Source organism: Actinoplanes sp. NPDC049668, assembly GCF_044465445.1.
Classification (GTDB): domain Bacteria; phylum Actinomycetota; class Actinomycetes; order Mycobacteriales; family Micromonosporaceae; genus Actinoplanes.
This window is the reverse complement of the sequence record NZ_JBITLR010000009.1, coordinates 178,627-204,011: the sequence shown is the minus strand read 5'-3', so window position 1 is coordinate 204,011 and position 25,385 is coordinate 178,627. Positions and strand designations below refer to the sequence as shown.

Sequence of the window (25,385 nt, the reverse complement as noted above, 5' to 3'; positions counted from 1 at the left end):
TGCCGGGACGTTAGCAAGGGATTTCCTTCGATGGAAGACCTTGCATGCCCTCCGCAAGAAGTTCCAGGTTCTATAGTGACGCCCATGCGTGCGCGACTGTCCGACATCGCACGCCAGGCCGAGGTCAGCGAGGCGACGGTGTCGCGGGTCCTCAACGACCGGCCGGGCGTGTCCGCCGAAACCCGTCAGGCGGTACTGACGGCCCTCGACGTCCTCGGCTACGAACGCCCCGAGCGGCTGCGCAAGCGCAGCGCCGGGCTGGTCGGGCTGATCGTGCCGGAGCTGGAGAACCCGATCTTCCCCGCCTTCGCGCAGACGATCGAGTCGGCGCTGTCGCAGAGCGGATTCACCCCGGTGCTGTGCACGCAGACCCCGGGCGGCGTGACCGAGGACGAGTACGTGGAGATGCTGCTCGACCGGCAGGTCTCCGGCATCGTCTTCGTCTCCGGCCTGCACGCGGACACCAGCGCCGACCACGAGCGCTACCGGCGCCTGCTGAGCCGGCCGCTGCCGATCGTGCTCATCAACGGGTACGCCGCGAACCTGAACGCGCCGTTCATCTCCTGCGACGACCGGCTCGCCGGCGAGCTGGCCGTCTCGCACCTCGTCGCGCTGGGCCACACCCGGATCGGCTTCGTCTCGGGCCCGGACCGCTTCGTCAACGTGCAGCGCAAGCTGGACGGCTACCGCGCGGCCATGCGCCGCGAGCTCGGCACCGGCGACCGCGAGCTCGAGGAGCTCATCGCGCTGACCCTGTTCGGCGTCGAGGGCGGCGAGGTGGCGGCCAACCAGCTGCTCAGCCGCGGCGTCACCGGCATGGTCTGCGGCTCGGACCTGATGGCGCTCGGCGCCATCCGGGCGGCGCGGCGCCGCGACCTGAGCGTGCCGCGCGACGTCTCCGTCGTCGGCTTCGACGACTCGCCGCTGATCGCGTTCACCGATCCGCCGCTGACCACGCTGCGCCAGCCGGTCGCGGCCATGGGCAACGCGGCGATCCGGCAGCTGGTCGACGAGATCAACGGGCAGGGCTCGCCCCGGTCGGAGTACGTGTACGCCCCCGAGCTGGTGGTGCGCGGCTCGACGGCGATCCACAAGGCCGGCCGCACCGCGGAGAGCGTGAACGTCACCGCGGCCTGACATCATCTCGCAATGATTGGCCGACCTGATCAATGAAAGTTCTTACGCGGATGAGGCGCCCTTAAACCTCGCCTAGCTGGCGCGACTGTCCGACACGCCGGGCAGTTAGGACCCCGTCCTGCAAGTTCAAATGCACAAAAGCCACCAAGTGGGCGCTTGAATAGAGGACGGTCGCTTTACCGTCGGGAAACACCCTGATAACTTCCCCCGCACTTGCGCAAGAAGTTTCAACGGTGTCCCCCTTGGAGGTCCTCCATGCGTACCCGTCAGGTCGTCGCCGTCGCGACGACCGCCGTCCTCTCCGCAGCGCTGCTGGCCGTCGGCGTCATCCGCCACGGCGACCAGGCGGAGGCCTCCACGGCATCACCCGGCGCCAAGGACGTCATCGTCCACCTCTTCGAGTGGCCGTGGGCCTCGATCGCGAGCGAGTGCACGAACACGCTCGGCCCCAAGGGCTTCGGCGGCGTGCAGGTATCGCCGCCACAGGAGCACGTGGTGCTGCCGGGCAGCGGTTATCCGTGGTGGCAGGACTATCAGCCGGTCAGCTATCAGCTCACCACCCGGCGCGGCAACCGCGCGGCGTTCGCGAGCATGGTGCAGACCTGCCACGCCGCGGGCGTGAAGATCTATGTGGACGCGGTGGTCAACCACATGGCCGGCGGCGCCTCCACCGGCACCGGCAGCGGCGGCTCCAGCTACAGCCACTACGCGTATCCGGCCGTGCCGTACGGCAACGACGACTTCCACCACTGCGGCCGCAACGGCAACGACGACATCGCCAACTACGGCGACCGGTGGGAGGTGCAGAACTGCGAGCTGGTCGACCTCTCGGACCTCAAGACCGAATCGTCCTACGTGCGGGGCAAGCTCACCGCGTACCTCAACGACCTGGTCGGGCTCGGCGTGGACGGGTTCCGGGTCGACGCGGCCAAGCACATGCCGCCCGGCGACATGTCGGCGTTCATCGAGCCGGTGACCGGTGACCCGTACGTCTTCTCCGAGGTCATCGAGGGCGGCTCCGGCGAGCCCCTGCCGGAGGAGTACCAGGGCTTCGGCGACGTGACCGAGTTCCGCTACGGCGACGTGGTCGGCGGCGCGTTCCAGAGCGGCGGCCTGTCCAACCTCAACAACCTGGCCTCCTCGATGCGGCTCGCCAGCGGCGACGCGGTGGCGTTCGTCGACAACCACGACACCCAGCGCAACGGCAAGGCCAAGCTCACCTACAAGAACGGCACCCCGTACGCGCTCGCCGAGGCGTTCATGATCGCCTGGCCGTACGGCGTGCCGCAGGTCATGTCGAGCTTCACGTTCTCCAACAACGACGCCGGCCCGCCCGCCTCCGGCAACGGCACCACCAACGCGGTGAGCTGCGGCAGCGGCTGGGAGTGCGAGCACCGCTGGCGCACCACCGCCAACATGGTCGGCCTGCGCAACGCCGCCGCGGGCGCCGCGGTCACCAACTGGTGGACCAACGGCTCGAACCAGATCGCGTTCGGCCGCGGCAGCGCCGGCTACGCCGCGTTCAACCGCTCCGGCTCGGCGCTGACCCGTACCTTCCAGACGTCGCTGCCGGCCGGCACCTACTGCGACGTGATGGCCGGGGACTTCTCCGGCGGCTCGTGCACCGGGCCCTCGTACACGGTCAACAGCAGCGGCCAGGTGACCGCGACCGTCGCGGCCAACTCGGCGCTCGCCCTGCACATCAACGCCCGCGGCAACGGCACGACCACGCCGCCGACGACGGGCTGCGCGACCGCGGCGACCTCGTTCGCGGCGAACGTCACCACCACCTTCGGCCAGAACGTCTTCGTCACGGGCAACACGGCCGCGCTGGGCAACTGGAACCCGGCGAGCGCGGTGGCGCTCTCCTCGGCGACCTACCCGGTGTGGACCGCGACGGTGTCGCTGCCCGGCAACACCGCGGTGCAGTACAAGTACATCAAGAAGGAGGGTTCGACGGTGATCTGGGAGAGCGACCCCAACCGCACCCGGACCACCGCCGCCGCGTCGCCGTGCACGGCGACCTGGTGCGACACCTGGCGCTGATCCCCCGCGCGGCGGCAACCCGGGCCGGTCAACTTCGGAGCACGACGTTGACCGGCCCGGCGCCGTCGCGCAGCAGGTCGATCTGGCGCCGTACCAGCCGGGCCACCCGCGGCAGCATGGCGCTGGACATCCCGCCCGCGTGCGGGCTGATCAGGACGTTCGGCAGGGTGAACAGCTCGTGGTCGACGGGCAGCGGCTCGGGATCCGTGACGTCGAGCGCGAAGCGCAGCCGCCCCGTGCGGGCCTGCGCCAGGATCGCACCGGTGTCCGCCACCCGGCCCCGCGCGACGTTCACCACGACCGCGCCGTCCGGCAGCCGGGCCAGGAAGTCCGCGTCGACCAGGCCGGCGGTCTCCCCGGTCAGCGGCACCCCGACGACGACCGCCTCGCAGGACGGCAGCAGCTCCGGCAGCTCGGCGATGCCGTGCACCCGCCCGCGCTCGTCGTCGCGGGCCGTCCGCGCCACCCGCACCACGTCGACCTCGAAGGGCGCCAGCCGCGCCTCGATCGCCCGGCCCACCCCACCCTGGCCCAGCACGAGCACCCGCCGGTCGGCCAGGCTCGGGTACCAGGCGGGCTCGGGTGTCCGCACCCCGGCGGCGCGGACGAAGTCGCCGATCCCCCGCTGCGCCGCCAGCAGCAGCGCCAGCGCCAGCTCGGCGGTCGAGGTCTCGTGCACCCCACGGGCGTTGGCGTACACGTGGCCCGGCGGCAGGGCCTCGGCCACCCCGTCGTAGCCGAGGTACTGCGCCTGCACCAGGCGGGTGGTCACCCCGTCCAGCCACCGCAGGTGCGCCGAGCCCGGCACGTACGGGAGCACCACGAGATCGATCCTGCGGGCCGGCGCCGGCCCGGTCAGGTCCCACCGGAGCAGCTCGACCCCCGGCGGTACGGCGCCGAGCGCTCCGGCGAGCCGGGCACCGGGAAGGCTGACGCTCAGCCGGCCGTCGTCGTCCATCTGTTCCTCCGCACCTCGACGTGATCCATTCTTCACCCAGGACGCCAAGCAAACTCTCAGGTGATCTACCCGGGGACCGATTACGCAGACCGGACGGCATCCGCCGCCCGTCTCGCTCGGGAAAAGGACATCGACGTGCGGCGGTTCACCATCGGCGCCCGGCTCTCCGGAACCTTCGCGGCGGTACTCCTGCTTCTGCTCGGCGTCGCCGCTATGGCGTTCGCCACGATCGTGGACCAGCGCGCGTCGGCCAACGACGTGCGCAGGCTCGCGGTGGTCACCCGGCAGGCCGAGGAGATCAAGACTCATGCCGCGACGCTGAACGGCTGGCAGGCGGGCTACATCAACGACATCTACCGGCTCGGTGCCGGCCGGGCGCTGGGCGGCGACTCGGTCGCGTACAAGGCCTGGCGGCAGGAGCGGGACACGTTCCAGCAGTTCCTCGGCCAGGTGGACGCCGGCGCGTTCACCTCCGCGGAGCGCGCCACGTTCGACCAGGTGCGCGCGGAGCTGGAGACCTACGTCAAGGTCGACGAGAAGCTCGTGGCCGCGTACAAGCCGGGCACGCCGCAGGCGCTGTGGCGCGCCGACCAGATCGCCATCTACGACAGCTGGAACAGCTACTACCGGATCATGGTGGCGGCCCAGAAGCTCGCCGGCTCGGTCGACGCGCGCAGCGTGGAGGCCGTCCGGCAGTCCGCGGACGACGCCACCCGGGCGCAGTGGGTGATCGGCGTGGCGAGCGCGCTCGCGCTGCTGCTCGGCGCGGCCTCCGCGTTCGTGGTGACCCGCAGCATCGTCCGGCCGATCGGCGCCGCCCGCGACTCGCTGCGCGAGGTCGCCGCGGGCGACCTGACCGGCGTGCCGGCCGGCGACGGGCACGACGAGGTGGCTCAGATGTCGGCCGCCCTCGGCCAGGCCGTCACCGCGGTGCGCACCATCGTCTCGGACGTGGCGGAGCAGGCGGACGCGCTGTCCCGTACCTCCACCGAGCTGGACGCCGTCTCCGGCGCGTTCGCCCGGGCCATCGGCGACACGTCCGACCAGGCCGGACTGGTGGCGGTCGCCGCCGACGACGTGAGCCGCAACGTCGACACGATGGCCGCCGGCTCCGAGCAGATGGGTGTCTCGATCGAGGAGATCTCCCGCAACGCCACCGACGCCGCCAGCGTGGCCGCCGAGGCCGTCACCGCCGCGGCGGAGGCGAACCGGACCGTGGCGAGCCTGGGCACCTCGTCGTCGGCGATCGGCGACGCGGTGCGGCTGATCACCAGCATCGCCGGGCAGACCAACCTGCTCGCGCTCAACGCCACCATCGAGGCGGCCCGCGCCGGCGAGATGGGCAAGGGCTTCGCCGTCGTCGCGGGCGAGGTCAAGGACCTGGCGCAGGAGAGCGCCAAGGCGGCCGAGCAGATCGACGCCCTGGTGAAGGCGATCCAGGGCGACACCGACGCCGCGGTCACCGCGATCGGGCACATCGGCGGGGTCATCGCCCGGATCAGCGACTACCAGACGAGCATCGCCGGCGCGGTGGAGGAGCAGACCGCCACCACCGGCGAGATGAACCGGGGCGCGCTCGCCGCGTCCAGCGGCACCGCGACCATCGCCGAGAACATCCGCTCGGTCGCCGCCGCAACGTCGGCCACCTCCGCCGACATCGTCCGTGCCCGCGAGGCCGCCGCCGAGCTGACCCGCATGTCCACCAAACTGCGCGACGCCGTCGGCCAGTTCCGGTACTGAGGAATGCAGATGCGCAAGAAGATCACAGCAGCCCTGGCCGTTCTCGCGGTCGCCACCCTGTCGGCGTGCGCCGCCCCTCCGGCCGGTGTCTCGACGCAGACACTGACCGGCCTGGGCAGCGAAAGCATCCGGGTCGGCATCGCCTACGACAGCGCGGGACGCGGCGACAAGAGCTTCAACGACGCCGCCGGCATGGGCATGGACCGGGCCCGCAAGGAGCTGCTGGTCGAGGCGACCGAGCTGACCGCCAAGGCGGAGACCGACGAGGGCCGGGCGGCGACCCTGCGCGAGCTTGCGCAGGGCGGCAACAACCCGGTGATCGCCGTCGGCTTCCTGTACGCGGGGGCGATCGGCACGGTCGCCAAGGAGTACCCCGGCACCCTGTTCGCGATCATCGACGACTCCTCCGTCGAGGCCAAGAACGTGGTCTCCCTGCTCTTCTCCGAGGAGCAGGGCTCCTACCTGGTCGGCGTGGCCGCGGCCAAGGCGTCGAAGAAGAGCCGGGTCGGCTTCGTCGGCGGCGTGGACGTCCCGCTGATCAAGAAGTTCGAGGCGGGTTACATCGCCGGCGCGCGCAGCGTCGACCCCGGCATCCGCGTCGACGTGCGCTACCTGAGCGCGCCGCCCGACTTCAGCGGCTTCGGCTCCCCCGACAAGGGCAAGGCGGCCGCCGCGCGCATGCTCGCGGGCGGCGCGGACGTGGTCTACTCCGCGGCGGGCGGCTCCGGCGCGGGAGTGTTCGAGGCCGTGTCGGCCGCGCCGGGCACCTGGGCCATCGGGGTGGACTCGGACCAGTACGCCAGCGCCGCCGAGGCGGTGAAGCCCCAGATCCTGACGTCGATGCTCAAGCGGGTCGACAACGGCGTGTTCCAGGAGATCCAGGCGTTCATCAAGGGCGACCGGTCCGGCGGCGTGAAGCGCTACGACCTCGAGGTCGACGGCGTCGGGTACGCGACCTCCAACCCGGACGTCAAGCCGTACCAGGCCGCGATGGAGGCGGCGCGCTACCGCATCCTCGCCGGCTCGGTGAAGGTGCCCACGACGCCCTGACGCGGCTTGGGCGCGTCGGTCCAGGACCGTAGCCGCACCGAGTTGTGCGCGAACCGGGTCCGGTACGCCGACGCGCTCAGCCCGTAGTGCGCCCGGAACCGGCGGGCGAAGTAGTTCTGGTCCGGCCAGCCGACCGACTCGCCGATCCGGCTGATCGCGTCGTCGGTGTGCAGCAGCCGCGCCGCCGCCACCTCGACGCGGTGCCGCGACAGGTACGCCATCGGCGGCAGCCCGGTCGCGGACTTGAAGAGCCGGACCAGGTAGCCGGGGGCCAGGTGCAGCGCCTCGGCCAGCTCGGTGAGCGTCCAGTGGTGTGCCGGCCGGGCCTCCATCATCCTCATCGCGTCGACGACCGCGGGGTGGGTCTGGCCGGCGCCGGCCTCCACCCCGCCGGCGACCGCCCGGGCGACGCAGCTGAGGAAGAGCGAGAGCCGGCCGATGATGTCGCCGCGGTGCATGCTGACCGGGCGGAACCGCAGCCGGTCGAGCGCGTCCAGGTGCTCGACGGCCTCGGCGAGGACCGCCGGGCCGAGCCGCGCGGTCAGGATGCCGCGCCGCTGGTCGGAGTACGGCCCGGTCCAGAGCAGGTAGCCCAGCAGCGGATCGGCCCGGGTCCAGGCCAGCTCGCGCTGCAGCAGCTCGGTGGAGAAGCAGCAGTTGTAGAGGTCGAGCCGGTCGCAGTCCTCGTAGCCGTGCCACACGCCGGGGCGCAGCAGCACCACGTCGCCGATCTCCAGGCTTTGGCGCCCGGCCAGGCTGTGGTGCACGCCCGAGCCGCCGATCATCACGGCCACCTCGACGAAGCTGTGCGTGTGCACGGGGTGCATCCCCTCGTGCAGATAGTGCCCGGCGTAGGCCAGCGAGCCGTCGGAGAAGTACAGCATCGCGTGCGAGTTCTCCACCGGTGGATCGGCCATCCGCCGACAGTACGACACCGCCGGGAATCCGCCGCCAGGTGAATTTCGTGCTACCTCCGGTGCACTGCGGGCTATGGCCGCGCCCGGCCGCGGTCGCAGGATCGGGGTGCGGACGAAATATCCTCGCCACCTCGCCGAAACCTCTGTCCCGGCATTCCGCGATGTCGTGATTGAATCGTTTCAGCCACTGGAGATGCCCATGTCACCTGCCGCCGCCCCCGTGGGCATCCGCTTCGAGCACCACGCCGCCGACGGCCCGGTGCTCGGCATCGGCGTCGCCGCGCCGCGGCTGTCCTGGTACGTGCCGGCCGCCGGCGCCGACTTCCGGCAGTGCGCGTACCAGGTGGAGATCGTCCGGGCGGGGCGCCCGGTCGAGCTGACCACTGTCGACGGCGACGCACAGGTCCTGGTGCCCTGGCCCGGCGCGCCGCTGGCGCCGCGCGAGTCGGCGCAGGTCAGGATCCGGGTCTGCGGGCCCGGCGAGGTGTGGAGCGAGTGGAGCGGGCACGCCGTCGTCGAGGCCGGCCCGGACGACTGGGCCGCCCGGTTCATCAGCCCCGCGACGCTCGGCGGGCTCGGCGCGCCCGCGCCCGTGCTGACCGGCACGGTCGTGCTGCCGGAGGACATCGTCCGCGCCCGGCTCTACGCCACCGCGCACGGCGTCTACCGCGCCGAGCTCAACGGCGCGCGGGTCGGCGACCACGAGCTGGCGCCCGGCTGGAGCAGCTACCAGCACCGGCTGCGCTACCAGGCCTACGACGTCACCGCCCTGGTCCGGCCCGGCGAGAACCGCCTCGACGTGCTGCTCGGCAACGGCTGGTGGCGCGGCCGGCTCGGCTTCCAGGGCCGCCGAGGCCTCTACGGCGACCGGCTCGCCCTGCTGGCCCAGCTCGAGGTGACCACCGCGGACGGCGCCGTGCACCGGCTGGTCACCGACGGCTCCTGGACCGCGGCCGAGAGCGGCGTGCTCGCCGACGACCTCTACGACGGCCAGCGCACCGACCTGCGGCCGCGGGCGGGCGCCACCGGCCCGGTCGAGGTCATCGACGCCGACCTCGGCCTGCTGGTCGCGCCCGACGGCCCGCCCGTGCGGGTCACCGGCACGGTTCCCGCGGTCCGGGTCTGGACGTCGCCCGCCGGCCGGGCCCTCGCCGACTTCGGTCAGAACCTGGTCGGCCGGGTCCGGCTGCGGGTACGCGGCCTGGCCGCCGGCGACGAGGTCCGGCTCCGCCACGCCGAGGTGCTGGAGGACGGCGAGTTGGGCGTGCGGCCGCTGCGCACCGCCGAGGCGACCGACGCGTACGTGGTGGCCGGGCCCGAGGAGGTCGAGCTCGAGCCGGAGCTGACCCTGCACGGCTTCCGCTACGCCGAGGTGACCGGCGTTCCCGGCCTGCGCGCCGAGGACCTGACCGCCGTCGTCGTCGGCTCGGACCTGCGCCGCACGGGCTGGTTCTCCTCCTCGCACGAGCTGCTCAACCGCTTCCACGAGAACGTCGTGTGGGGCATGCGCGGCAACTTCGTCGACGTGCCGACGGACTGCCCGCAGCGCGACGAGCGGCTCGGCTGGACCGGCGACATCCAGGTCTTCTCCCCCACCGCGGCGTTCCTGTACGACAGCGCCGGCCTGCTCACCGGCTGGCTCAAGGACCTCGCCGCCGAGCAGCAGAAGGACGGCTCGGTGCCGTTCGTGATCCCCGACGTGCTGCGCCGGCCCGGCCCGGCGACCGCCGCCTGGGGCGACGCGGCCACCATCGTCCCCTGGGTGCTCTACCGGCGCACCGGCGACCTCGGCCTACTGGAGCGCCAGCTGCCGAGCATGCGCGCCTGGGTGGACCGGGTCGCCGAGCTGGCCGGACCGGACCGGATCTGGGCCGGCGGCTTCCAGTTCGGCGACTGGCTGGACCCGGCCGCGCCGCCGGACTCGCCGTTCCAGGCCCGGGCCGACCCCGACGTCATCGCCACCGCGCACCTGGCCCGGTCGGCCGAGATCGTCGCCCGGGCGGCCGGGCTGCTCGGCGACGACGCCGGCGCCCGGCGCTACGACCTGCTCGCCGCCCAGGTCCGGGCCGCGTTCGCGCGCGAGTACGTGACCACGTCCGGCCGGGTGCTCGGCGACGCCGCGACGACGTACGCGCTGGCGTTGCAGTGGTCGCTGCTGCCGTCGCAGCCGCAGCGCCGCCGGGCCGGGCGGCGGCTGGCCGACCTGGTGCGGGTGGCCGGGTTCCGGATCGGCACCGGCTTCGTCGGCACCCCGCTGATGACCGACGCGCTGACCGACGCGGGCGAGCCGGAGCTGGCGTACCGGCTGCTGCTGCAGACCGGCTGCCCGTCGTGGCTCTACCCGGTGACGATGGGCGCGACGACGGTCTGGGAGCGCTGGGACAGCATGCTGCCGGACGGCTCGGTCAACCCCGGCGAGATGACCTCGTTCAACCACTACGCGCTCGGCGCGGTCGCCGACTGGCTGCACCGGCGGGTCGCCGGGCTGGCGCCGGCCGCGCCGGGCTGGCGGCGGCTGCTCGTGCGGCCGGTGCCGAACCGCCGGCTCACCGCCGCGTCGGCGGCGCACCTGACGCCGTACGGGAAGGCCGCGGTCTCCTGGCAGCGCGCCGGCGGGCGGCTGACGCTGCGGGTGACCGTGCCCGTCGGCGCCGAGGCCGAGGTGCACGTGCCGGGCGCGGACCCCGTCGAGGTGCGGCACGGCGCGCACGAGTGGACCGTCGCCGATCCGTGCGCCACGGACGCCGAGCTGTCGGCCGAGCCGACGATCCGCGAGGTCATGGACGACGAGGCCGCGTGGGACCAGGTGGTCGCCGCGGCCGGCGCCGCCGGCTTCGGCGACGAGGCGGAACTGGCCGGCCGGCTCGCGGCCTACCTCGACACCCCCGCCAGCGGCCTGGCCGACGCCGCCACCGCGGGCGGGTTCGCGCCCGGCACCGCCGAACTGCGCGCCCGCCTGGAGCGCCTGCCCTTCCTGTAAATCGTTTCAACTCCCCGGAGGTCCCCATGAGATTCCGTCCACTGATAATCCTCGCCGCCGCGTCGCTGGCGCTCTCCGCCTGCAGCGCCGGCAGCCTCGGCTCCAGCGACGACGAGGGCGGCGCGGTGTCGCTGTCCTTCCTGGTCGACAACTCCGAGGACGGCGTCCGGATCGGCGAACAGCTCGCCAAGGACTTCACCGCCGCCAACCCGGCCATCGCCGTGAAGGTCGAGACCCGGCCGCAGGGCACCGAGGGCGACAACCTGGTCAAGACGCGGCTGTCCACCGGCGACATGACCGACGTGTTCCAGTACAACTCCGGGTCGCTGTTCCAGGCTCTCGCGCCGCAGAAGAACCTGGTCGCCCTCGACGACGCGTGGACCGGCCGGCTCGACGACAACTTCAAGACGACGGTGTCCAGCGAGGGCAAGGTGTACGGCGCGCCGTGGGGCGGCTTCATCGCCGGCGCCGTGATGTACAACCGGGCGATCTACGCCAAGCTCGGCCTGCAGGTGCCGAAGACCTGGAGCGAGTTCATGGCGAACAACGCCAAGATCAAGGCGGCCGGGATCGCGCCGGTGATCCAGACCTACCAGGACACCTGGACCTCTCAACTGTTCGTGCTCGGCGACTTCCACAACGTCTCGGCCGCCGAGCCGGACTTCGCCGAGAGGTACACGAAGAACCAGGCCAAGTACGCCACGTCGGCAGCGGCGATCAAGGGCTTCCAGCATCTGCAGGAGGTGCACGACGCCGGATACCAGAACAAGGACTTCGCGGCGGCCAAGTTCGACGACGGGCTGAAGAAGCTGGCGCAGGGCGAGGGCGCGCACTACCCGATGCTCTCCTCGGCGATCAGCACGATCGTGGCCAACTACCCGGACAAGGCCAAGGACGTCGGCCTGTTCGCCATCCCGAGCGACGACCCGGCCCGCAACGGCCTGACGGTCTGGTCACCGGCCGGCGTCTACATTCCCACCTCCACCGAGGGCGCCAAGCTGGACGCGGCCAAGAAGTTCCTCGCCTTCATCGCCAGTCCCGCCGGCTGCGCGTCGACCGGCACCGCCAGCCCGCCGGTCGGCCCCTACGCGGTCAAGGGCTGCCAGCTGCCGGCCGACGTCACCCAGGTGGCCAAGGACACCCAGCCGTACCTGGACCGCCCGGGCGGCTCCAGCCTGGCGCTGGAGTTCCTCTCCCCGATCAAGGGCCCGGCGCTCGAGCAGATCACCGTCGAGGTCGGCTCCGGCATCCGCAAGGCCGCCGACGGCGCGGCGCTCTACGACAAGGACGTGCGGAAGCAGGCCCAGCAGCTCGGGCTCGAGGGCTGGTAGGAACCGCCGCGGCGCCCGGCCCGCCGGCGACGACGGGCCGGGCACGCCGCCAGGGAGGAACGCATGGCGACGACAACCATCGACAAGACACCGGCCAGACCGCGGGCCGCGGCCGCGCCGGGCCCGCGCCGCCGGGCCCGCAGCCCGTACCCGTACTGGTTCTACCTGCCGGCGGCGGTGATCTACGGCGTGCTGTTCGTCGTCCCGACCGTCACCGCGTTCTACTTCAGCCTGACCCGCTGGACCATCTTCGACTCCCAGTTCATCGGCCTGGACAACTACGTCACGTTCTTCCGCGAGCCGGCGCTGGTCTCCGGCCTGACCCACACACTGATCTACGCGGTGGTCACCTCCGCCGCCAAGGTCGTGCTCGGCATGCTGCTGGCGCTCCCGCTCACCTCGCGGATCGTCGGGCGCGGCTTCCTGCGCTCGGTGGTGTTCTTCCCGGTGCTGGTCAGCACCATCGGCGTCGGCCTGACGTTCACCGTGCTGATGAATCCGGACCAGGGCCTGATCAACGACGCGCTCGGCGTGGTCGGCATCGACGGGCCGGCCTGGCTCACCGATCCGCGGTACGCGCTGCTCTCGGTCGCCCTGGTCGACGTCTGGAAGGGCGTCGGGCTGGCCACGGTCATCTACATCGCCGGCATCGTGTCCATACCGACCGAGTACTTCGAGGCCGCCCGGGTCGACGGCGCGGGCGGCTGGGACAACTTCCGGCGGATCATCCTGCCGCTGGCCCGCCCGGCGACGGTCACGGTGATCCTGCTGTCGCTGATCGGCGGCCTGCGCTCGTTCGATCTGATCTGGGCCATGACCCGCGGCGGGCCGGGCTTCACCTCGGACGTCATCGCGTCGGTCATCTACAAGCAGTACCAGGCCGGCTTCTACGGCCTGTCCACCGCGGGCAACGTCGTGCTGTTCCTGGTGGTGACCGCGATCGTGTTCCCGCTCTCGCGCCTGCTCAACCGCCGGGAGGTGGACCTGTGAGCGCCGCGCCGAACCGCGGACCGCGCCCGAACTACCTGCTCAGCGCCGTCGCGATCGTCGCGGCGCTGGTCGTCTTCGTGGTGCCGTTCGTGTTCATCGTGCTGACCGCGGTGAAGGACCGCCGCCAGGCGTCCGACTTCGACTTCGCCTGGCCGGAGCGGTTCCAGCTGGTGCAGAACCTCGTCGACGTGGTGCAGGCCCGCGACTACCTGCTGATCATCGCCTACATCAACAGCACCATCCTGACCGTCGCCAGCGTGACGATCATGGTGATCACCTCGGCCATGGTCGCGTACGTGCTGCAGCGCCGGCGCGGGCGGTGGAACGGCCTGGTCGACTTCCTGGTGCTGTCCGGGCTGATCATCCCCCCGGCGGTGGTGCCGACCATCTGGGTGCTGCAGCGCCTCGGCCTGTTCCGCACGATGTCCGGCCTGATCCTGGTGGAGGTGGCGTTCGGCCTGGCCTTCTGCGTGCTGCTCTTCCGGGCGTTCATCGCGACCATCCCGCGCGAGCTGGACGAGGCCGCGATCATCGACGGCGCCGGCCCGGTCCGGCTCTTCTTCCGGGTGATCCTCCCGCTGCTGCGCCCGGTCATCGTCACGGTCGTGCTGGTGCAGTCGGTCTTCGTCTACAACGACTTCGTCAACCCGCTGTACTTCCTGCCCGGCGAGCAGAACGCCACCGTGCAGCTGACGCTCTACAACTTCAACAGCCAGTTCAACACCCAGTACAACCTGCTGTTCATGGACATCCTGCTGATCACGATCCCGCCGCTGCTGATGTTCGTGGCCTTCAACCGCCAGATCGTCGCCGGCATGACGGCCGGCGCGATCAAGGGCTGATCCATTGACCGGACCACCCGGCGGCACTAGCGTCTCCACCAGATTCGGCCCGAACATGTGTTCGCATGCCGAACACGCCCCCATCCCCCGGGAGGTAGCCCCGTGACCGAGACCAGGAGCCTGTTCATCGGTGGCACGGAGGTTGCCGCCGCGGACGGGCGGACCACAGAGGACCTCAACCCGCACACCGGCGGCGTCGTCGCCCGGGTCGCCGCCGCCTCGCCCGTCGACGTGACCCGCGCCGTCGACGCGGCCGCCGCCGCCTTCGACGGCTGGGCCGGCACCGCGCCGACCGAGCGCCGGCGGGTGCTGACCCGCGCCGGCGACCTGATCGAGGAGCGCGCCGCCGACGCCGCGGCGCTGATGGCCGGCGAGACCGGCGGCACGCTGGGCTGGTCGATGTTCAACGCCGGGTTCGCCGCCGCCCTGCTCCGGGAGGCGGGCGCCCTGGCCACACTGCCGGTCGGCGAGGTGCTGGCCGGCGCCGACCCGGGCGCCCTGTCGCTGGCGATCCGGCAGCCGGCCGGGGTGGTCGCCGCGTTCGCGCCGTGGAACGCGCCGCTGATCCTCGGCGCCCGCGCCGTCGCCTCGCCGCTCGCCGCCGGCAACACCGTCGTCCTCAAGGCCAGCGAGGAGGCGCCGCTGGCCTGCGCGCTGTTCGTCGCCGAGGCGCTGCGCGACGCCGGGCTGCCGCCCGGGGTGCTCAACGTGCTGACCAACGACCGCGCCGACGCGGCCGCCGTCGCCGAGGCGCTGATCGGCGACCGGCGGGTGCGCCGGGTCAACTTCACCGGCTCGACCGGCGTCGGCCGGCGCATCGGCCAGCTCGCCGCCCGGCACCTGACGCCGGCGGTCCTCGAGCTCGGCGGCAAGAACTCGGTGCTGGTCCTCGACGACGCCGACCTGGACTACGCGGTCAACGCCGTCGCGTTCGGCGCCTACCTGAACTCGGGGCAGATCTGCATGTCCGCCGACCGGATCCTGGTACACCGCTCGATCGCCGACGAGTTCGCCGCGCGGCTCGCCGAGAAGGCCAAGGGCCTGCCCGCCGGCGACCCGACCGACCCGCACACCGTGATCGGGCCGCTGATCAACGCCGAGGCGGCGAACCGGGTGGCCGGGCTGGTCGACCAGGCCGCGACCAGCGGCGCCCGGGTGCTCAGCGGCGGCGGCACGCCGGACGGCGCGCACTACCCGGCGACCGTGCTCGCCGGCGTGACGCCGGACATGCTGATACACACCGAGGAGATCTTCGGCCCCGTCGCCACCGTGCTCACCGTGGACGACGACGACCACGCGATCGCGATCGCCAACGACAGCCCGTACGGGCTGACCGCCGGGGTGCTGACCCGGGACCTCAACCGCGGCTTCGGCGTCGCCCGGCGGCTGCGGACCGGCATCGCGCACGTCAACGACCAGTCCGTCGACGACGACCCGACCGCGCCCTTCGGCGGGGTCGGCGACTCCGGCTACGGCCGGTTCGGCGGCCGCGCCGGCGTCGAGGCGTTCACCGATCTGCGCTGGATAACTCTCCAGCAGCGCCCGAAGCAGTTCCCGTTCTAGCCTTGGCGGCCTGGATCTGGGCGTAGACGTGTGCGCGCTGGGTGGTGAAGCGCGGGTCGGCGCGGGTGTGCAGCTGGTCGCGCTCGGCCGGCAGGTCGACGGTCAGCTCGTCCTGCACGACCGTCGGCGAGGACGACAGCATCAGGACCCGCTGTCCGAGGTAGACGGCCTCGTCGATGTCGTGCGTGACGAACAGGATGGTCACCCCGAGGCGCCGCCACAGCGACCGGACCAGGTCCTCCAGGTCCGCCCGGGTCTGCGCGTCGACCGCCGCGAACGGCTCGTCCATGAGCAGGATGCTCGGCTCGTACGCCACCGCGCGGGCGATCGCGACGCGCTGCTGCATGCCGCCGGAGAGCTGCCACGGGTAGGCGGACTCCGTGCCGTCCAGGCCGACCGCGGCCAGCGCCTCGGCCACCAGCTCGCGCCGCCGGGACCGGGGCAGCCGCTTGCGCCGCAGCGGCAGTCCCACGTTGTCGCGCACGCTCATCCACGGGAACAGGCTGCGGCCGTACTCCTGAAAGACGACCGCCATGCCCGGCGGCGGGCCGGCGACCGGACCGCCGTCGACGAACACCTCGCCGCCGGTCGGCTCCAGCAGGCCCGCGATGCACCGCAGCAGCGTGGTCTTTCCGCAGCCGGACGGGCCGACCAGGCAGACCAGCTCGCCGGCCTCCACGGTGAACGTGAGGTCGCGCAGCGCCTCCACCTCGCGGCTGCCGGAGCGGTAGACCTTGCGCAGGCCATCGACCTTGAGCATGGCGTCGTCCTTCCTCACGACCGGCGCTGCGCGTCGCGCAGGCCGTGATACCAGGCAAGTGTGTAACGCTCGCCGAGCCGGAACAACTCCGCGAGCAGGAAGCCCAGGAGCCCGAGCAGGATGATGCCGCTCCACATCTCCGGGATCGCGAAGCTGCGCTGGAACTGCACGATGGTGAAGCCCAGGCCGTTGCTCGCGGCGAACATCTCGCTGATCACCATCAGGATGATCGCGATGGACAGCGCCTGGCGCAGCCCCGCGAAGATCTGCGGCGACGCCGAGGGCAGCACCAGGTACCGCAGCCGCGCCGCGCCGGTGATGCCGTACGCGCGGGTGGTGTCGGAGAGCACGCCGTCGATGGCCCGGACGCCCTCCACGGTGTTGAGCAGCACCGGCCAGACGCAGCCGGTGACGATCACGATGACCTTCATGCCGTTGCCGATGCCGGCGAAGAGCATGATCACCGGGACCAGCACCGGCGGCGGGATGGCCCGGAAGAACTCCAGCACGGGCTCGAAGGCGGCGCGCAGCCGCGGGTTCATGCCGATCGCGACGCCCAGCGCGATGCCGAGCACGGCCGCCAGCAGGTAGCCGGCGCCGAGCCGGGCCAGGCTGGGCAGCACGTCCGTGCGCAGCCGCTCGGGCGTCCAGGTGTCCGCGAACGCGACCAGGATCTGGCGCAGCGGCGGCGCGTAGAAGTTCTCGCTGTTCGCGCTGGCCACGTACCAGCCGGCAAAGAGAACGACCGGCAGCCCGAGGACGAGCAGGAGCCGCTTGATCATGCTGTGCTCACCTTCGGCATGCCCTCCTGGCCCTCGCTGCGCTCGGTGCAGTCGCTCATGCCGGTATCTCCCCGCGTACGGACTGGTGCCAGGACAGGAAGTGCCGCTCGGCGGCGCGGGCGCCGATGTTGATCGTGACGCCGAGCAGGCCGGTGACCACGATCAGGGCGTACATGGTGGGTATCGCGTTGGAGGTCTGCGCGACCGCGATCACCGAGCCGAGGCCCGGCGATCCGATGATCATCTCGGCGGTGACCGCGAGCACCAGGGCGACCGCGGCGGCGAGCCGGACGCCGGTGAAGACGTACGGCAGCGCGGTCGGCCAGAGCACGTGGCGCACCCGGGCGAGGCCGCCGAGGCGGAAACTGCGGGCGGTCTCGTCGGCGACCGGGTCGACGTCGGCCACGCCGTACAGGACCTGGACCAGGACCTGCCAGAACGCCGCGTAGACGACGAGCAGCAGGCTCGAGCCGAGGTCCGAGCCGAACAGCAGGACGGCGAGCGGGATCAGCGCGACCGACGGGATCGGCCGCAGGAACTCCACAGTCGAGGCGGTGACGGCGCGCAGCACCGGCACCGCTCCGATCAGGATGCCGACGGCGACCCCGGCCGCGACCGCGATGGCCAGGCCGACCGCCCACGCGGTCAGGGTGTCGCCGACGGCGGCCCAGAACGCGCCGGTCGCCGCCTCGTCGGCGAGCGCGGCGAGGATGCGGCTGGTCGGCGGCAGGTAGTCCGCCGAGACCAGGCCGGTCCGGGGCAGCGCCTCGACCAGCACGAGCAGCCCGGCAAGGCCGGAGAGGCCGAGCAGCGCCCGGCCTCCCACCAACGTCCGCGGCGCTGCCGCGTCCGGTGCGGTCACGGCAGAATCTTGGACAGGTCGGGGGTCGCACTGCCGAAGATGCCGTCCTTGACGCCCAGGTCGGCGAGGGTCTGCACCGACGGCTCGTTGATCTCGGCAGGCCACTTCGGCAGGGTGAGCGTCTCGCGGACCTTCGGATCGATCTTCGTGTACGACGCCAGCACGGCCCGCACCTCGTCGGGGTGCGCGTCGGCGTAGGCGAGCGACTCGTTGACGCCCTCGGTGAAGCGCTTGACCAGGTCGGGGTCGTCGGCGATGAGCTTGGTCGAGGCGAAGTACCCCGCCACGGTCAGGTTCGGCGCGGCGTCGACGAAGTTCCACGCCACGGCCCGGCCGCCCGCGGCGGTCACGACCGACAGCCACGGCTCGACCACCCAGGCGGCGTCGACCTGTCCGTTCTCGACGGCGGCCGGCATGTTGGGCAGCGGCATCTCGACGAAGTTGATCCCGCTCGGATCGCCGCCGGCCTTGCGCACCGACTCGCGCACCGTGGTGTCGCCGATGTTCTTCAGGGTGTTGACGGCGATCTTCTTGCCGGCCAGGTCGGCGGCCTTGGTGATCGGGCTGTCCTTGCGCACCGCCACGGCGCCGAAGTCCTTGCCGGCCTCGCCCGTCGACGCGACGCCGTTGGCCACGACCTTGACGGGCACGTTCTTGGTCTGCGCGATCATCAGCGACGTCATGTTGCTGAAGCCGAACTGGAACTGGCCGCTGACCACGCCGGGCACGATGGCCGCGCCGCCCTGGCCGCTCTCCATGGTCAGCTCGATGTTGCGGGACTTGAAGAAGCCCTTCTGCTGCCCGAGGTAGATCGGCGCGACGTCGACGATCGGGATGACCCCGACCTTGACCTGTGCGATCCCTCCGTCGGCCGGGGTGTCGCCGTCGTCGGACGAGCCGCAGCCCGCACCGCCGGCGACGAGGGCGAGCACGGCCATCCCCGCGATGAACCGGCGCATGTCATGACCTCCTACTGGAAGCTGCAAATCATGGGGGTGTTGTTGTGCGCTCTCCGCACGTAAGTTCTCATGGAGAACGTAGGCGCGGGCCGTGGCCCGCGTCAACGATCGAGATCGATCAGTAACCCGGGAGGTCGGAAGTGCGTACCCAAGTCGGCATCGTGGGGGCCGGCCCGGCTGGTCTGGTGCTGGCCCGGCTGCTGGAGCGGCAGGGCATCGACTCGGTCGTGCTGGAGCGCCGCTCCCGATCCTATGTGGAGAGCCGGGTTCGCGCGGGTGTCCTCGAGCACGGCACCGCCGACCTGCTCGACGAGCTCGGCGTCGGCGCCCGGATGCGCCGCGAGGGCATGGTGCACCGCGGCATCGAGCTGCGGTTCGACGGCGCCGGCCACCGCATCGACCTCGAAGGGCTGACCGGAAAGACCATCACCGTGTACGGCCAGCAGGAGGTCGTGAAGGACCTGATCGCCGCCCGGATACCCGCCGGGCCGCTGCACTTCGAGGCCGAGGTCACCGGCGTCGACGGCACGGCGATCGCCTTCAAGCAGGACGGGGTGGAGCGGCGGCTGGAGTGCGACTTCGTGGCCGGCTGCGACGGCTCGCACGGCGTCGCCCGGTCCGCCGCGCCGCCCGGGGCGCTGACCGCCGCGGAGCGCGTGCACCCGTACGCCTGGCTGGGCATCCTGGCCCGCGCGCCCGCCGCCGCGCAGGAACTGGTCTACGCGTACCACGAACGGGGTTTCGCCCTGCACAGCATGCGGACGCCCGGCATAGTGCGGCTGTATCTGCAGGTGGAGCCGGGCACCGACCTGGCCGACTGGCCCGACGCCCGGATCTGGGACGAGCTGCGTACCCGGCTCGGGCTGCCGCTGGAGGAGGGCGAAGTGCTGGAACGGGGCGTGACGCCGATGCGCAGCATCGTGGTGGAGCCGATGCGGCACGACCGGCTCTTCCTGGCCGGCGACGCGGCGCACATCGTCCCGCCGACCGGCGCCAAGGGACTCAACCTGGCCGTCGCCGACGTCCGGGTGCTGGCCGAGGCGCTGACGGCGCACTACCGCGACGGCGACGACGGGCTGCTCGACGCGTACTCGGACACCTGCCTGAAGCGGGTGTGGCAGGTGCAGCGCTTCTCCAACTGGATGACCACGATGCTGCACCGCCACGCCGGCGACGACCGGTTCGGTCACCGGGTGCAGCTCGCCGAGCTGGCGTACGTGACCGGCTCGACGGCCGCGGCGACCACCCTCGCTGAGAACTACGTCGGGCTGCCGCGTTGACCGCCCGCATCGTCCCGCTCGCCGAGGCGGTCGCCGACCTCGTCCACGACGGCGACACCGTCGCCCTCGAGGGCTTCACCCACCTCATCCCGGTCGCCGCCGGCCAGGAGATCATCCGGCAGGGCCGGCGCGGGCTGACCCTGGTGCGAATGACCCCGGACATCGTCTACGACCAGCTCATCGGCGCCGGCTGCGCGGCCCGGCTGGTCTTCTCCTGGGCCGGCAATCCCGGCGTCGGCTCGCTGCACCGCTTCCGCGACGCCGTGCAGAACTCCTGGCCGGCGCCGCTGGAGATCGAGGAGCACAGCCACGCGGGGATGGCCAACCGCTACGTGGCCGGCGCGTCCGGGCTGCCGTTCGCCGTGCTGCGCGGCTACCTCGGCACCGACCTGAGCGAGCACACGGCCACCATCGCGCCGATCCGGTGCCCGTTCACCGGCGAGACGCTCACCGCCGTGCCGGCGCTCAACCCGGACGTCGGCATCGTGCACGCGCAGCGCGCCGACCGGCGCGGCAACGTGCAGTACTGGGGCATCACCGGCGTGCACAAGGAGGTCGTGCTCGCCTCCGCGCGCTCCCTGGTCACGGTCGAGGAGCTGGTCGACGAGCTGACCCCGGTGCCGGGCGCGGTGGTGCTGCCCGGCTGGGCGCTGACCCGGGTCTCGGTGGTGCCCGGCGGCGCGCACCCCTCGTACGCGATGGGCTTCAGCGACCGCGACAACGACTACTACCAGGCCTGGGACGCCATCAGCCGGGACCGGCAGTCGTTCCAGGAGTGGCTTGCGGGGGTGATGGCATGACGTGGAGTGCGGACGAGATGATGACCGTCGCCGCGGCGCGGGCGCTGCGGGGCGACAGCCGCTGCTTCGTCGGCATCGGCCTGCCCAGCACCGCCGCGAACCTGGCCCGCCGCACCCACGCGCCGGACCTGGTCCTGGTCTACGAGTCCGGCACCATCGGCGCCAAGCCGGACCGGCTGCCGCTCTCCATCGGCGACGGCGTGCTCGCGCAGACCGCCGACGCCGTGGTCAGCGTCCCGGAGATGTTCAACTACTGGCTGCAGCCCGGGCGGATCGGCATCGGCTTCCTCGGCGCCGCGCAGATCGACCGCTACGCCAACATCAACACCACGGTGATCGGCGATGACTACGCCGACCCCCGGGTGCGGCTGCCCGGCGCCGGCGGCGCGCCCGAGATCGCCGCGTCCTGCGGCGAGGTCATCGTCGTGGTGCGCCAGAGCGCCCGGACGTTCGTCGACCGGGTCGACTTCGTCACCTCCGTCGGACACGGCAAGGGCCCGGGCGACCGGGAACGCCTCGGCCTGCGCGGGCGCGGGCCGGTCCTGGTGATCACCGACCTGGGCGTGCTCGAGCCGGACCCGGACGACCGGGAGCTGACCCTCACCCGGGTGCACCCGGGCGTGACCGCCGAGCAGGCCGTCGCGGCGACGGGCTGGCCGCTGCGGGTCGCCGGCACGCTGACCACCACCGAACCGCCGAGCGAGGCGGAGCTGACCGCGCTGCGCGCGCTGACCGGATCGCAGGAGACGACATGAATCCACACCCCCCGCTGCTCTCCCCCGGCTACTCCTCGACGGTCCTGCGAGCGCCGCGGCAGGCGCCGATCCTGCTGGCGCACTCGCTCGCCGACCTGACCGGCCCGGCACTGGGCGAGGGCCCGGTCGCGGCCGCCGACGCGGACCTGACCGCCGGCCCGGACGGCGAGGCGCAGGGCCAGCGGATCGTGGTGCACGGGCAGGTCCGCGACGCGGACGGCAGGCCGGTCCGCGACACGCTGCTGGAGGTGTGGCAGGCCAACGCGGCCGGCCGCTACCGGCACCGGTGGGACCGGCACGACGCGCCGCTGGACCCGCACTTCACCGGGGTCGGGCGGGCCATGACCGACGCCGAGGGCCGGTACCGCTTCGTGACGGTGAAGCCGGGCGCCTACCCGTGGGGCAACCATCCCAACGCGTGGCGGCCCGCGCACATCCACTTCTCGGTCTTCGGGCGGGCGTTCACCCAGCGCCTGGTCACCCAGATGTACTTCCCCGACGACCCGCTCTTCGCCTACGACCCGATCTACAACTCGGTGCCCGAGTTCGCCCGGGACCGGCTCGTCTCGGGCTTCGACCTGTCGGCGACGGTCGAGTCGTGGGCGCTGGGCTACCGCTTCGACATCGTGCTGTCCGGGGCGGCCGCGACCCCGATGGAGACGCCGTGAGCGAGCCCGAGACGCCGTCGCAGACGGTCGGCCCGTACCTGTCGATCGGGCTGACCTGGGACGAGGGTCCACTGGTGGTGCCGGACGACGCGCCCGGCGCGGTGTGGTTGCGCGGCGAGATCCGCGACGGCGCCGGCGCGGTGGTACCGGACGCGCTGGTGGAGACGTGGCAGGCCGGGCCGGGCGGCGAGTTCCACGCGGCGGGGTTCCGCGGCTTCGGCCGCTGCCCGACCGACGACGACGGGCGGTACGCGATCCGTACCGTCAAGCCCGGCGCGGTCGCCGGGCACGCGCCGCACATCGACGTGACCGTCTTCGCCCGCGGGCTGCTGCACCGGGTGATGACCCGCGTCTACTTCGCCGACGAGCCCACGGCGAACGCGGCCGACCCGGGGCTCGCGGCCGTGCCCGAGCAGCGGCGCGCCACCCTCGTCGCGCCGCGGACCGACGACGGCTACCGCTTCGACATCACCCTGCAGGGTCCCGATGAGACCGTCTTCTTCGCCGTCTGAGCCCGCCGGGCTCTTCGACGGCGTGCTCGCCGCCGGTGGCGTCCGGGCCGAGGTCGGCGACGCCGCCTGGGTGCGCGCCCTGCTCGACGCCGAGGCGGCCCTGGCCCGGGCGGCGGCGCGGGCCGGGCTGGCGTCGCACGCCGACGCCGAGGCCGTCGCCGCGGCCTGCGCGGCACTCGTCGTCGACCCGGGCGAGCTGGGCGCCGAGGCCGCCGGCACCGGCAACCCGGTCGTCCCGCTGATCACGCGGCTGCGCGCGGCCGTGCCGGGCGACGCCGCGGGCCTCGTGCACCGCGGAGCCACCAGCCAGGACATCGTGGACACCGCCGCGATGCTGGTCGCCCGGCGCGCGCTGGAGCCGCTGCTGGCCGACCTGGGCGCCGCGACCGGCCTGGTGGTTGCGCTGGCGCGGGAGCACCGGGGCACCCTCGTCGCGGGCCGCACGCTGCTGCAGCAGGCGCTGCCGACCACGTTCGGCCTGATCGCCGCGGGCTGGCTGACCGGTCTGGACACCGCGCACCGGCGGCTCGCCGAGGTCCGCGACCACCGTCTCGCGGCCCAGCTCGGCGGCGCGGCCGGCACCCTCGCCGCGTACGCGCCGGAATCCGGCATCGCGATGCTGGCCGCCTACAGCGCCGAGCTGGGCCTGGCCGAGCCGGAGCTGCCCTGGCACACCGAGCGGACCCGGATCGCGGAGCTCGCCGCCGCCCTGGGCACCGCGGCGGGCGCGATCGCCAAGGTCGCCCGCGACCTGGTCCTGCACGCGCAGACCGAGGTCGGCGAGGTCGCCGAGGGCGGCGACGACGGCGGCTCCTCGACCCTGCCGCACAAGCACAACCCGATCCGGGCGATCAGCGCGTGCGCCGCCGCGGCGCAGGCGCCCGGCCTGGTGGCGACCCTGCTCTCCACCATGGCGCACGAGCACCAGCGCGCCGCCGGCGGCTGGCACGCCGAGTGGCTGCCGCTGCGCGCGCTGCTGTCCTGCACCGGCTCCGCCGCGTTCCAGCTACGCGCGGCGCTCGACGGCCTGCGGGTCGACGCCGGTCGGATGCGCGCCAACCTCGAGCTCACCCACGGCGCGCTGCTTGCCGAGCGGGTCGCCGCCGCGCTGGCGCCGGCGCTGGGCGACCGGGCGAGCGCCGTGGTCCGCGCGGCGGCCGCCCGCGGCGACCTGGCCGCCGACCCCGAGATCACCGCGCACCTGGACCCGGCCCGGCTGGCCGCGCTGCTCGATCCCGGCGGCTATGTCGGCAGCGCCGGCGCCCTGATCGACCGCGCGCTGCGGGCGGCGGCGCGATGAGCGCGGCCGTGACGGTGCATCACCGCGAGGACGGGCCGCGGGACGCGCCCGCGCTGCTCCTGATCAACTCGCTCGGCGCGGACCTGTCCATGTGGGAGCCGCAGATCCCCGCGCTGGCGGGGCGGTTCCGGGTCATCCGGTACGACGCACGCGGGCACGGGCGCTCGCCCGTACCCCCGGGCCGTTACACCCTCGCCGAGCTCGGGCGCGACGCGCTCGACCTGCTGGACCGCCTCGGCGTCGGGCGGGCCCACGTCTGCGGGCTGTCGCTCGGCGGCATGACCGCCATGTGGCTCGCCGCGCACGCGGGCGAGCGGGTCGACCGGCTCATCCTGTTCTGCACGTCGGCCCTGCTCGGGCCGGCCTCGGCGTGGGCCGAGCGGGCCGCGCTGGTCCGGGCCGAGGGCACCGCCGCGGTCGCCGGCGCGGTCGTCGCCCGCTGGGTGACGCCCGGCTACGCGGCGGAACACCCCGCGGTGGCCGGCCGGCTGCGGGACATGGTCGCGGCCACCCCCGCCATCGGGTACGCGGGCGCGTGCGCCGCGATCGAGGAGATGGACCTGCGCGCCGACCTGCCCCGCATCCACGCGCCGACGCTGGTGGTCGCCGGTGCCGACGATCCGGCGACGCCGCCCGCGCACGGTGCGGCGATCGCCGCGGCCGTGCCCGGCGCCCGCCTCGAGGTGCTGGCCGACGCCGCGCACCTGGCCAGCCTCGAGCAGGCCGATACCGCGAACCGACTGATCCTGGAGGCGCTCGATGGGTGACGTTCACTCCGACGGCATGGCGGTGCGGCGCGAGGTGCTCGGCGACGCGCACGTCGACCGCGCCATCGCCGCGACCACCGAGCTCACCGCGGACTTCCAGGACTTCATCACCCGCTACGCCTGGGGCGCGGTCTGGGCCCGCGACGGCCTGGACCGGCGCACCCGCAGCTGCGTCACCCTGGCCGTGCTGACCGCGCTGCACTGCCACGAGGAGCTGGCCATGCACGTACGCGCCGCCCGCCGCAACGGCCTGACGCCCGACGAGATCGGCGAGGTGCTGCTGCACACCGCCGTCTACGCCGGGGTGCCCGCCGCCAACGCCGCGTTCAAGATCGCCCAGGGCGCCCTGGCCGACGACGAAGCCACCGCCTGACGCTATGGTGCAG

General features: G+C 72.9%; 23 protein-coding genes. 17 read left to right on the top strand and 6 right to left on the bottom strand.

The features are described 5' to 3' along the window. Positions 1-84: 84 nt before the first annotated feature. A complete protein-coding gene (locus ACIBSW_RS34335; RefSeq protein ID WP_354721664.1) occupies positions 85-1,137 on the top strand; it encodes a LacI family DNA-binding transcriptional regulator in 1,053 nt (350 codons plus the stop codon). Positions 1,138-1,392: 255 nt separating this feature from the next. Next, positions 1,393-3,183, top strand: coding sequence for a carbohydrate-binding module family 20 domain-containing protein (locus ACIBSW_RS34330; protein ID WP_354721663.1), 1,791 nt, complete (start codon positions 1,393-1,395; stop codon positions 3,181-3,183). A gap of 28 nt (positions 3,184-3,211) precedes the next feature. Here the strand turns inward: ACIBSW_RS34330 and ACIBSW_RS34325 are convergent, their stop codons facing one another. Then, entirely contained in the window at positions 3,212-4,141 is a 930-nt protein-coding gene (locus ACIBSW_RS34325) for a 2-hydroxyacid dehydrogenase (protein ID WP_354721662.1), read from the bottom strand. Between the two features lie 135 nt (positions 4,142-4,276). On the opposite strand from ACIBSW_RS34325, the gene ACIBSW_RS34320 reads away from it, so the two are divergent. Together ACIBSW_RS34320 and ACIBSW_RS34315 are read left to right on the top strand one after the other, a co-directional pair. Next, entirely contained in the window at positions 4,277-5,881 is a 1,605-nt protein-coding gene (locus tag ACIBSW_RS34320; protein WP_354721661.1) for a methyl-accepting chemotaxis protein, read from the top strand. 9 nt (positions 5,882-5,890) lie between these two features. Then, complete coding sequence (locus ACIBSW_RS34315; protein ID WP_354721660.1) at positions 5,891-6,931, top strand: BMP family ABC transporter substrate-binding protein; 1,041 nt, start codon at positions 5,891-5,893, stop codon at positions 6,929-6,931. On the opposite strand, the gene ACIBSW_RS34310 is transcribed toward ACIBSW_RS34315, so the two are convergent. Beyond that, a complete protein-coding gene (locus ACIBSW_RS34310; RefSeq protein ID WP_354721659.1) occupies positions 6,886-7,848 on the bottom strand; it encodes an AraC family transcriptional regulator in 963 nt (320 codons plus the stop codon). The two genes, ACIBSW_RS34315 and ACIBSW_RS34310, sit on opposite strands and share 46 nt — an antisense overlap. A gap of 199 nt (positions 7,849-8,047) precedes the next feature. On the opposite strand from ACIBSW_RS34310, the gene ACIBSW_RS34305 reads away from it, so the two are divergent. The 5 genes from ACIBSW_RS34305 to ACIBSW_RS34285 all read left to right on the top strand — a co-directional run bounded on the left by ACIBSW_RS34305 (position 8,048) and on the right by ACIBSW_RS34285 (position 15,554). Continuing rightward, entirely contained in the window at positions 8,048-10,828 is a 2,781-nt protein-coding gene (locus ACIBSW_RS34305) for a family 78 glycoside hydrolase catalytic domain (RefSeq protein WP_354721658.1), read from the top strand. A gap of 26 nt (positions 10,829-10,854) precedes the next feature. After that, the gene (locus ACIBSW_RS34300) at positions 10,855-12,159 is read left to right on the top strand and encodes an extracellular solute-binding protein (protein ID WP_354721657.1); all 1,305 of its coding nucleotides are present in this window, start codon (positions 10,855-10,857) and stop codon (positions 12,157-12,159) included. 63 nt (positions 12,160-12,222) lie between these two features. Then, positions 12,223-13,149 (top strand): sugar ABC transporter permease, encoded by a 927-nt coding sequence (locus ACIBSW_RS34295; protein ID WP_354721656.1) that lies wholly within the window; start codon positions 12,223-12,225, stop codon positions 13,147-13,149. Next, on the top strand, positions 13,146-13,991 hold the full coding sequence (locus ACIBSW_RS34290) for a carbohydrate ABC transporter permease (protein WP_354721655.1): 846 nt from the start codon (positions 13,146-13,148) through the stop codon (positions 13,989-13,991). Before ACIBSW_RS34295 ends, ACIBSW_RS34290 begins: the two co-directional genes overlap by 4 nt. Before the next feature lie 102 nt (positions 13,992-14,093). Further along, positions 14,094-15,554 (top strand): aldehyde dehydrogenase family protein, encoded by a 1,461-nt coding sequence (locus ACIBSW_RS34285; RefSeq protein WP_354721654.1) that lies wholly within the window; start codon positions 14,094-14,096, stop codon positions 15,552-15,554. Here the strand turns inward: ACIBSW_RS34285 and ACIBSW_RS34280 are convergent. From ACIBSW_RS34280 to ACIBSW_RS34265, 4 genes are read right to left on the bottom strand one after another with little or no spacing between them, the layout of a single operon-like run. Further along, positions 15,499-16,314, bottom strand: coding sequence for an ABC transporter ATP-binding protein (locus ACIBSW_RS34280; RefSeq protein ID WP_354721653.1), 816 nt, complete (start codon positions 16,312-16,314; stop codon positions 15,499-15,501). The genes ACIBSW_RS34285 and ACIBSW_RS34280 overlap by 56 nt on opposite strands. Before the next feature lie 14 nt (positions 16,315-16,328). Continuing rightward, positions 16,329-17,096: an ABC transporter permease gene (locus tag ACIBSW_RS34275; RefSeq protein ID WP_354721652.1), complete on the bottom strand. Its 768-nt coding sequence runs from the start codon at positions 17,094-17,096 to the stop codon at positions 16,329-16,331. Positions 17,097-17,151: 55 nt separating this feature from the next. Next, entirely contained in the window at positions 17,152-17,958 is an 807-nt protein-coding gene (locus ACIBSW_RS34270) for an ABC transporter permease subunit (protein ID WP_354721651.1), read from the bottom strand. Continuing rightward, positions 17,955-18,917, bottom strand: a complete 963-nt coding sequence (locus tag ACIBSW_RS34265; RefSeq protein ID WP_354721650.1) for an ABC transporter substrate-binding protein — start codon at positions 18,915-18,917, stop codon at positions 17,955-17,957. Before ACIBSW_RS34265 ends, ACIBSW_RS34270 begins: the two co-directional genes overlap by 4 nt. A gap of 140 nt (positions 18,918-19,057) precedes the next feature. Here ACIBSW_RS34265 and ACIBSW_RS34260 point away from each other — a divergent pair, with 140 nt between their 5' ends. From ACIBSW_RS34260 to pcaC, 8 genes are read left to right on the top strand one after another with little or no spacing between them, the layout of a single operon-like run. Next, positions 19,058-20,197 (top strand): 4-hydroxybenzoate 3-monooxygenase, encoded by a 1,140-nt coding sequence (locus ACIBSW_RS34260; protein ID WP_354721649.1) that lies wholly within the window; start codon positions 19,058-19,060, stop codon positions 20,195-20,197. Next, a complete protein-coding gene (locus ACIBSW_RS34255; RefSeq protein ID WP_354721648.1) occupies positions 20,194-20,997 on the top strand; it encodes a CoA-transferase in 804 nt (267 codons plus the stop codon). Before ACIBSW_RS34260 ends, ACIBSW_RS34255 begins: the two co-directional genes overlap by 4 nt. Next, a complete protein-coding gene (locus ACIBSW_RS34250; protein WP_354721647.1) occupies positions 20,994-21,752 on the top strand; it encodes a CoA-transferase in 759 nt (252 codons plus the stop codon). The genes ACIBSW_RS34255 and ACIBSW_RS34250 overlap by 4 nt, the downstream gene beginning before the upstream one ends. Beyond that, positions 21,749-22,420, top strand: coding sequence for a protocatechuate 3,4-dioxygenase subunit beta (pcaH, locus tag ACIBSW_RS34245; protein ID WP_354721646.1), 672 nt, complete (start codon positions 21,749-21,751; stop codon positions 22,418-22,420). The genes ACIBSW_RS34250 and pcaH overlap by 4 nt, the downstream gene beginning before the upstream one ends. After that, complete coding sequence (gene pcaG / locus ACIBSW_RS34240; RefSeq protein WP_354721645.1) at positions 22,417-22,932, top strand: protocatechuate 3,4-dioxygenase subunit alpha; 516 nt, start codon at positions 22,417-22,419, stop codon at positions 22,930-22,932. Before pcaH ends, pcaG begins: the two co-directional genes overlap by 4 nt. Then, positions 22,907-24,232, top strand: a complete 1,326-nt coding sequence (gene pcaB / locus ACIBSW_RS34235; protein WP_354721644.1) for a 3-carboxy-cis,cis-muconate cycloisomerase — start codon at positions 22,907-22,909, stop codon at positions 24,230-24,232. Before pcaG ends, pcaB begins: the two co-directional genes overlap by 26 nt. A gap of 8 nt (positions 24,233-24,240) precedes the next feature. Further along, entirely contained in the window at positions 24,241-24,999 is a 759-nt protein-coding gene (gene pcaD, locus ACIBSW_RS34230; protein WP_354721643.1) for a 3-oxoadipate enol-lactonase, read from the top strand. Further along, positions 24,992-25,372 (top strand): 4-carboxymuconolactone decarboxylase, encoded by a 381-nt coding sequence (gene pcaC, locus ACIBSW_RS34225; protein ID WP_354721642.1) that lies wholly within the window; start codon positions 24,992-24,994, stop codon positions 25,370-25,372. Before pcaD ends, pcaC begins: the two co-directional genes overlap by 8 nt. Positions 25,373-25,385 lie beyond the last annotated feature (13 nt).

Bases quoted from the DNA above. Each gene is read 5' to 3' on its own strand.
- pcaB (WP_354721644.1), top strand. From the start codon at position 22,907: ATGAGACCGTCTTCTTCGCCGTCTGAGCCCGCCGGGCTCTTCGACGGC.
- ACIBSW_RS34265 (WP_354721650.1), bottom strand. From the start codon at position 18,917: ATGCGCCGGTTCATCGCGGGGATGGCCGTGCTCGCCCTCGTCGCCGGC.
- ACIBSW_RS34315 (WP_354721660.1), top strand. From the start codon at position 5,891: ATGCGCAAGAAGATCACAGCAGCCCTGGCCGTTCTCGCGGTCGCCACC.
- ACIBSW_RS34300 (WP_354721657.1), top strand. From the start codon at position 10,855: ATGAGATTCCGTCCACTGATAATCCTCGCCGCCGCGTCGCTGGCGCTC.
- ACIBSW_RS34310 (WP_354721659.1), bottom strand. From the start codon at position 7,848: ATGGCCGATCCACCGGTGGAGAACTCGCACGCGATGCTGTACTTCTCC.
- pcaH (WP_354721646.1), top strand. From the start codon at position 21,749: ATGAATCCACACCCCCCGCTGCTCTCCCCCGGCTACTCCTCGACGGTC.
- ACIBSW_RS34330 (WP_354721663.1), top strand. From the start codon at position 1,393: ATGCGTACCCGTCAGGTCGTCGCCGTCGCGACGACCGCCGTCCTCTCC.
- ACIBSW_RS34280 (WP_354721653.1), bottom strand. From the start codon at position 16,314: ATGCTCAAGGTCGATGGCCTGCGCAAGGTCTACCGCTCCGGCAGCCGC.
- pcaC (WP_354721642.1), top strand. From the start codon at position 24,992: ATGGGTGACGTTCACTCCGACGGCATGGCGGTGCGGCGCGAGGTGCTC.
- ACIBSW_RS34295 (WP_354721656.1), top strand. From the start codon at position 12,223: ATGGCGACGACAACCATCGACAAGACACCGGCCAGACCGCGGGCCGCG.
- ACIBSW_RS34305 (WP_354721658.1), top strand. From the start codon at position 8,048: ATGTCACCTGCCGCCGCCCCCGTGGGCATCCGCTTCGAGCACCACGCC.
- ACIBSW_RS34275 (WP_354721652.1), bottom strand. From the start codon at position 17,096: ATGATCAAGCGGCTCCTGCTCGTCCTCGGGCTGCCGGTCGTTCTCTTT.
- ACIBSW_RS34250 (WP_354721647.1), top strand. From the start codon at position 20,994: ATGACGTGGAGTGCGGACGAGATGATGACCGTCGCCGCGGCGCGGGCG.
- ACIBSW_RS34335 (WP_354721664.1), top strand. From the start codon at position 85: ATGCGTGCGCGACTGTCCGACATCGCACGCCAGGCCGAGGTCAGCGAG.
- ACIBSW_RS34325 (WP_354721662.1), bottom strand. From the start codon at position 4,141: ATGGACGACGACGGCCGGCTGAGCGTCAGCCTTCCCGGTGCCCGGCTC.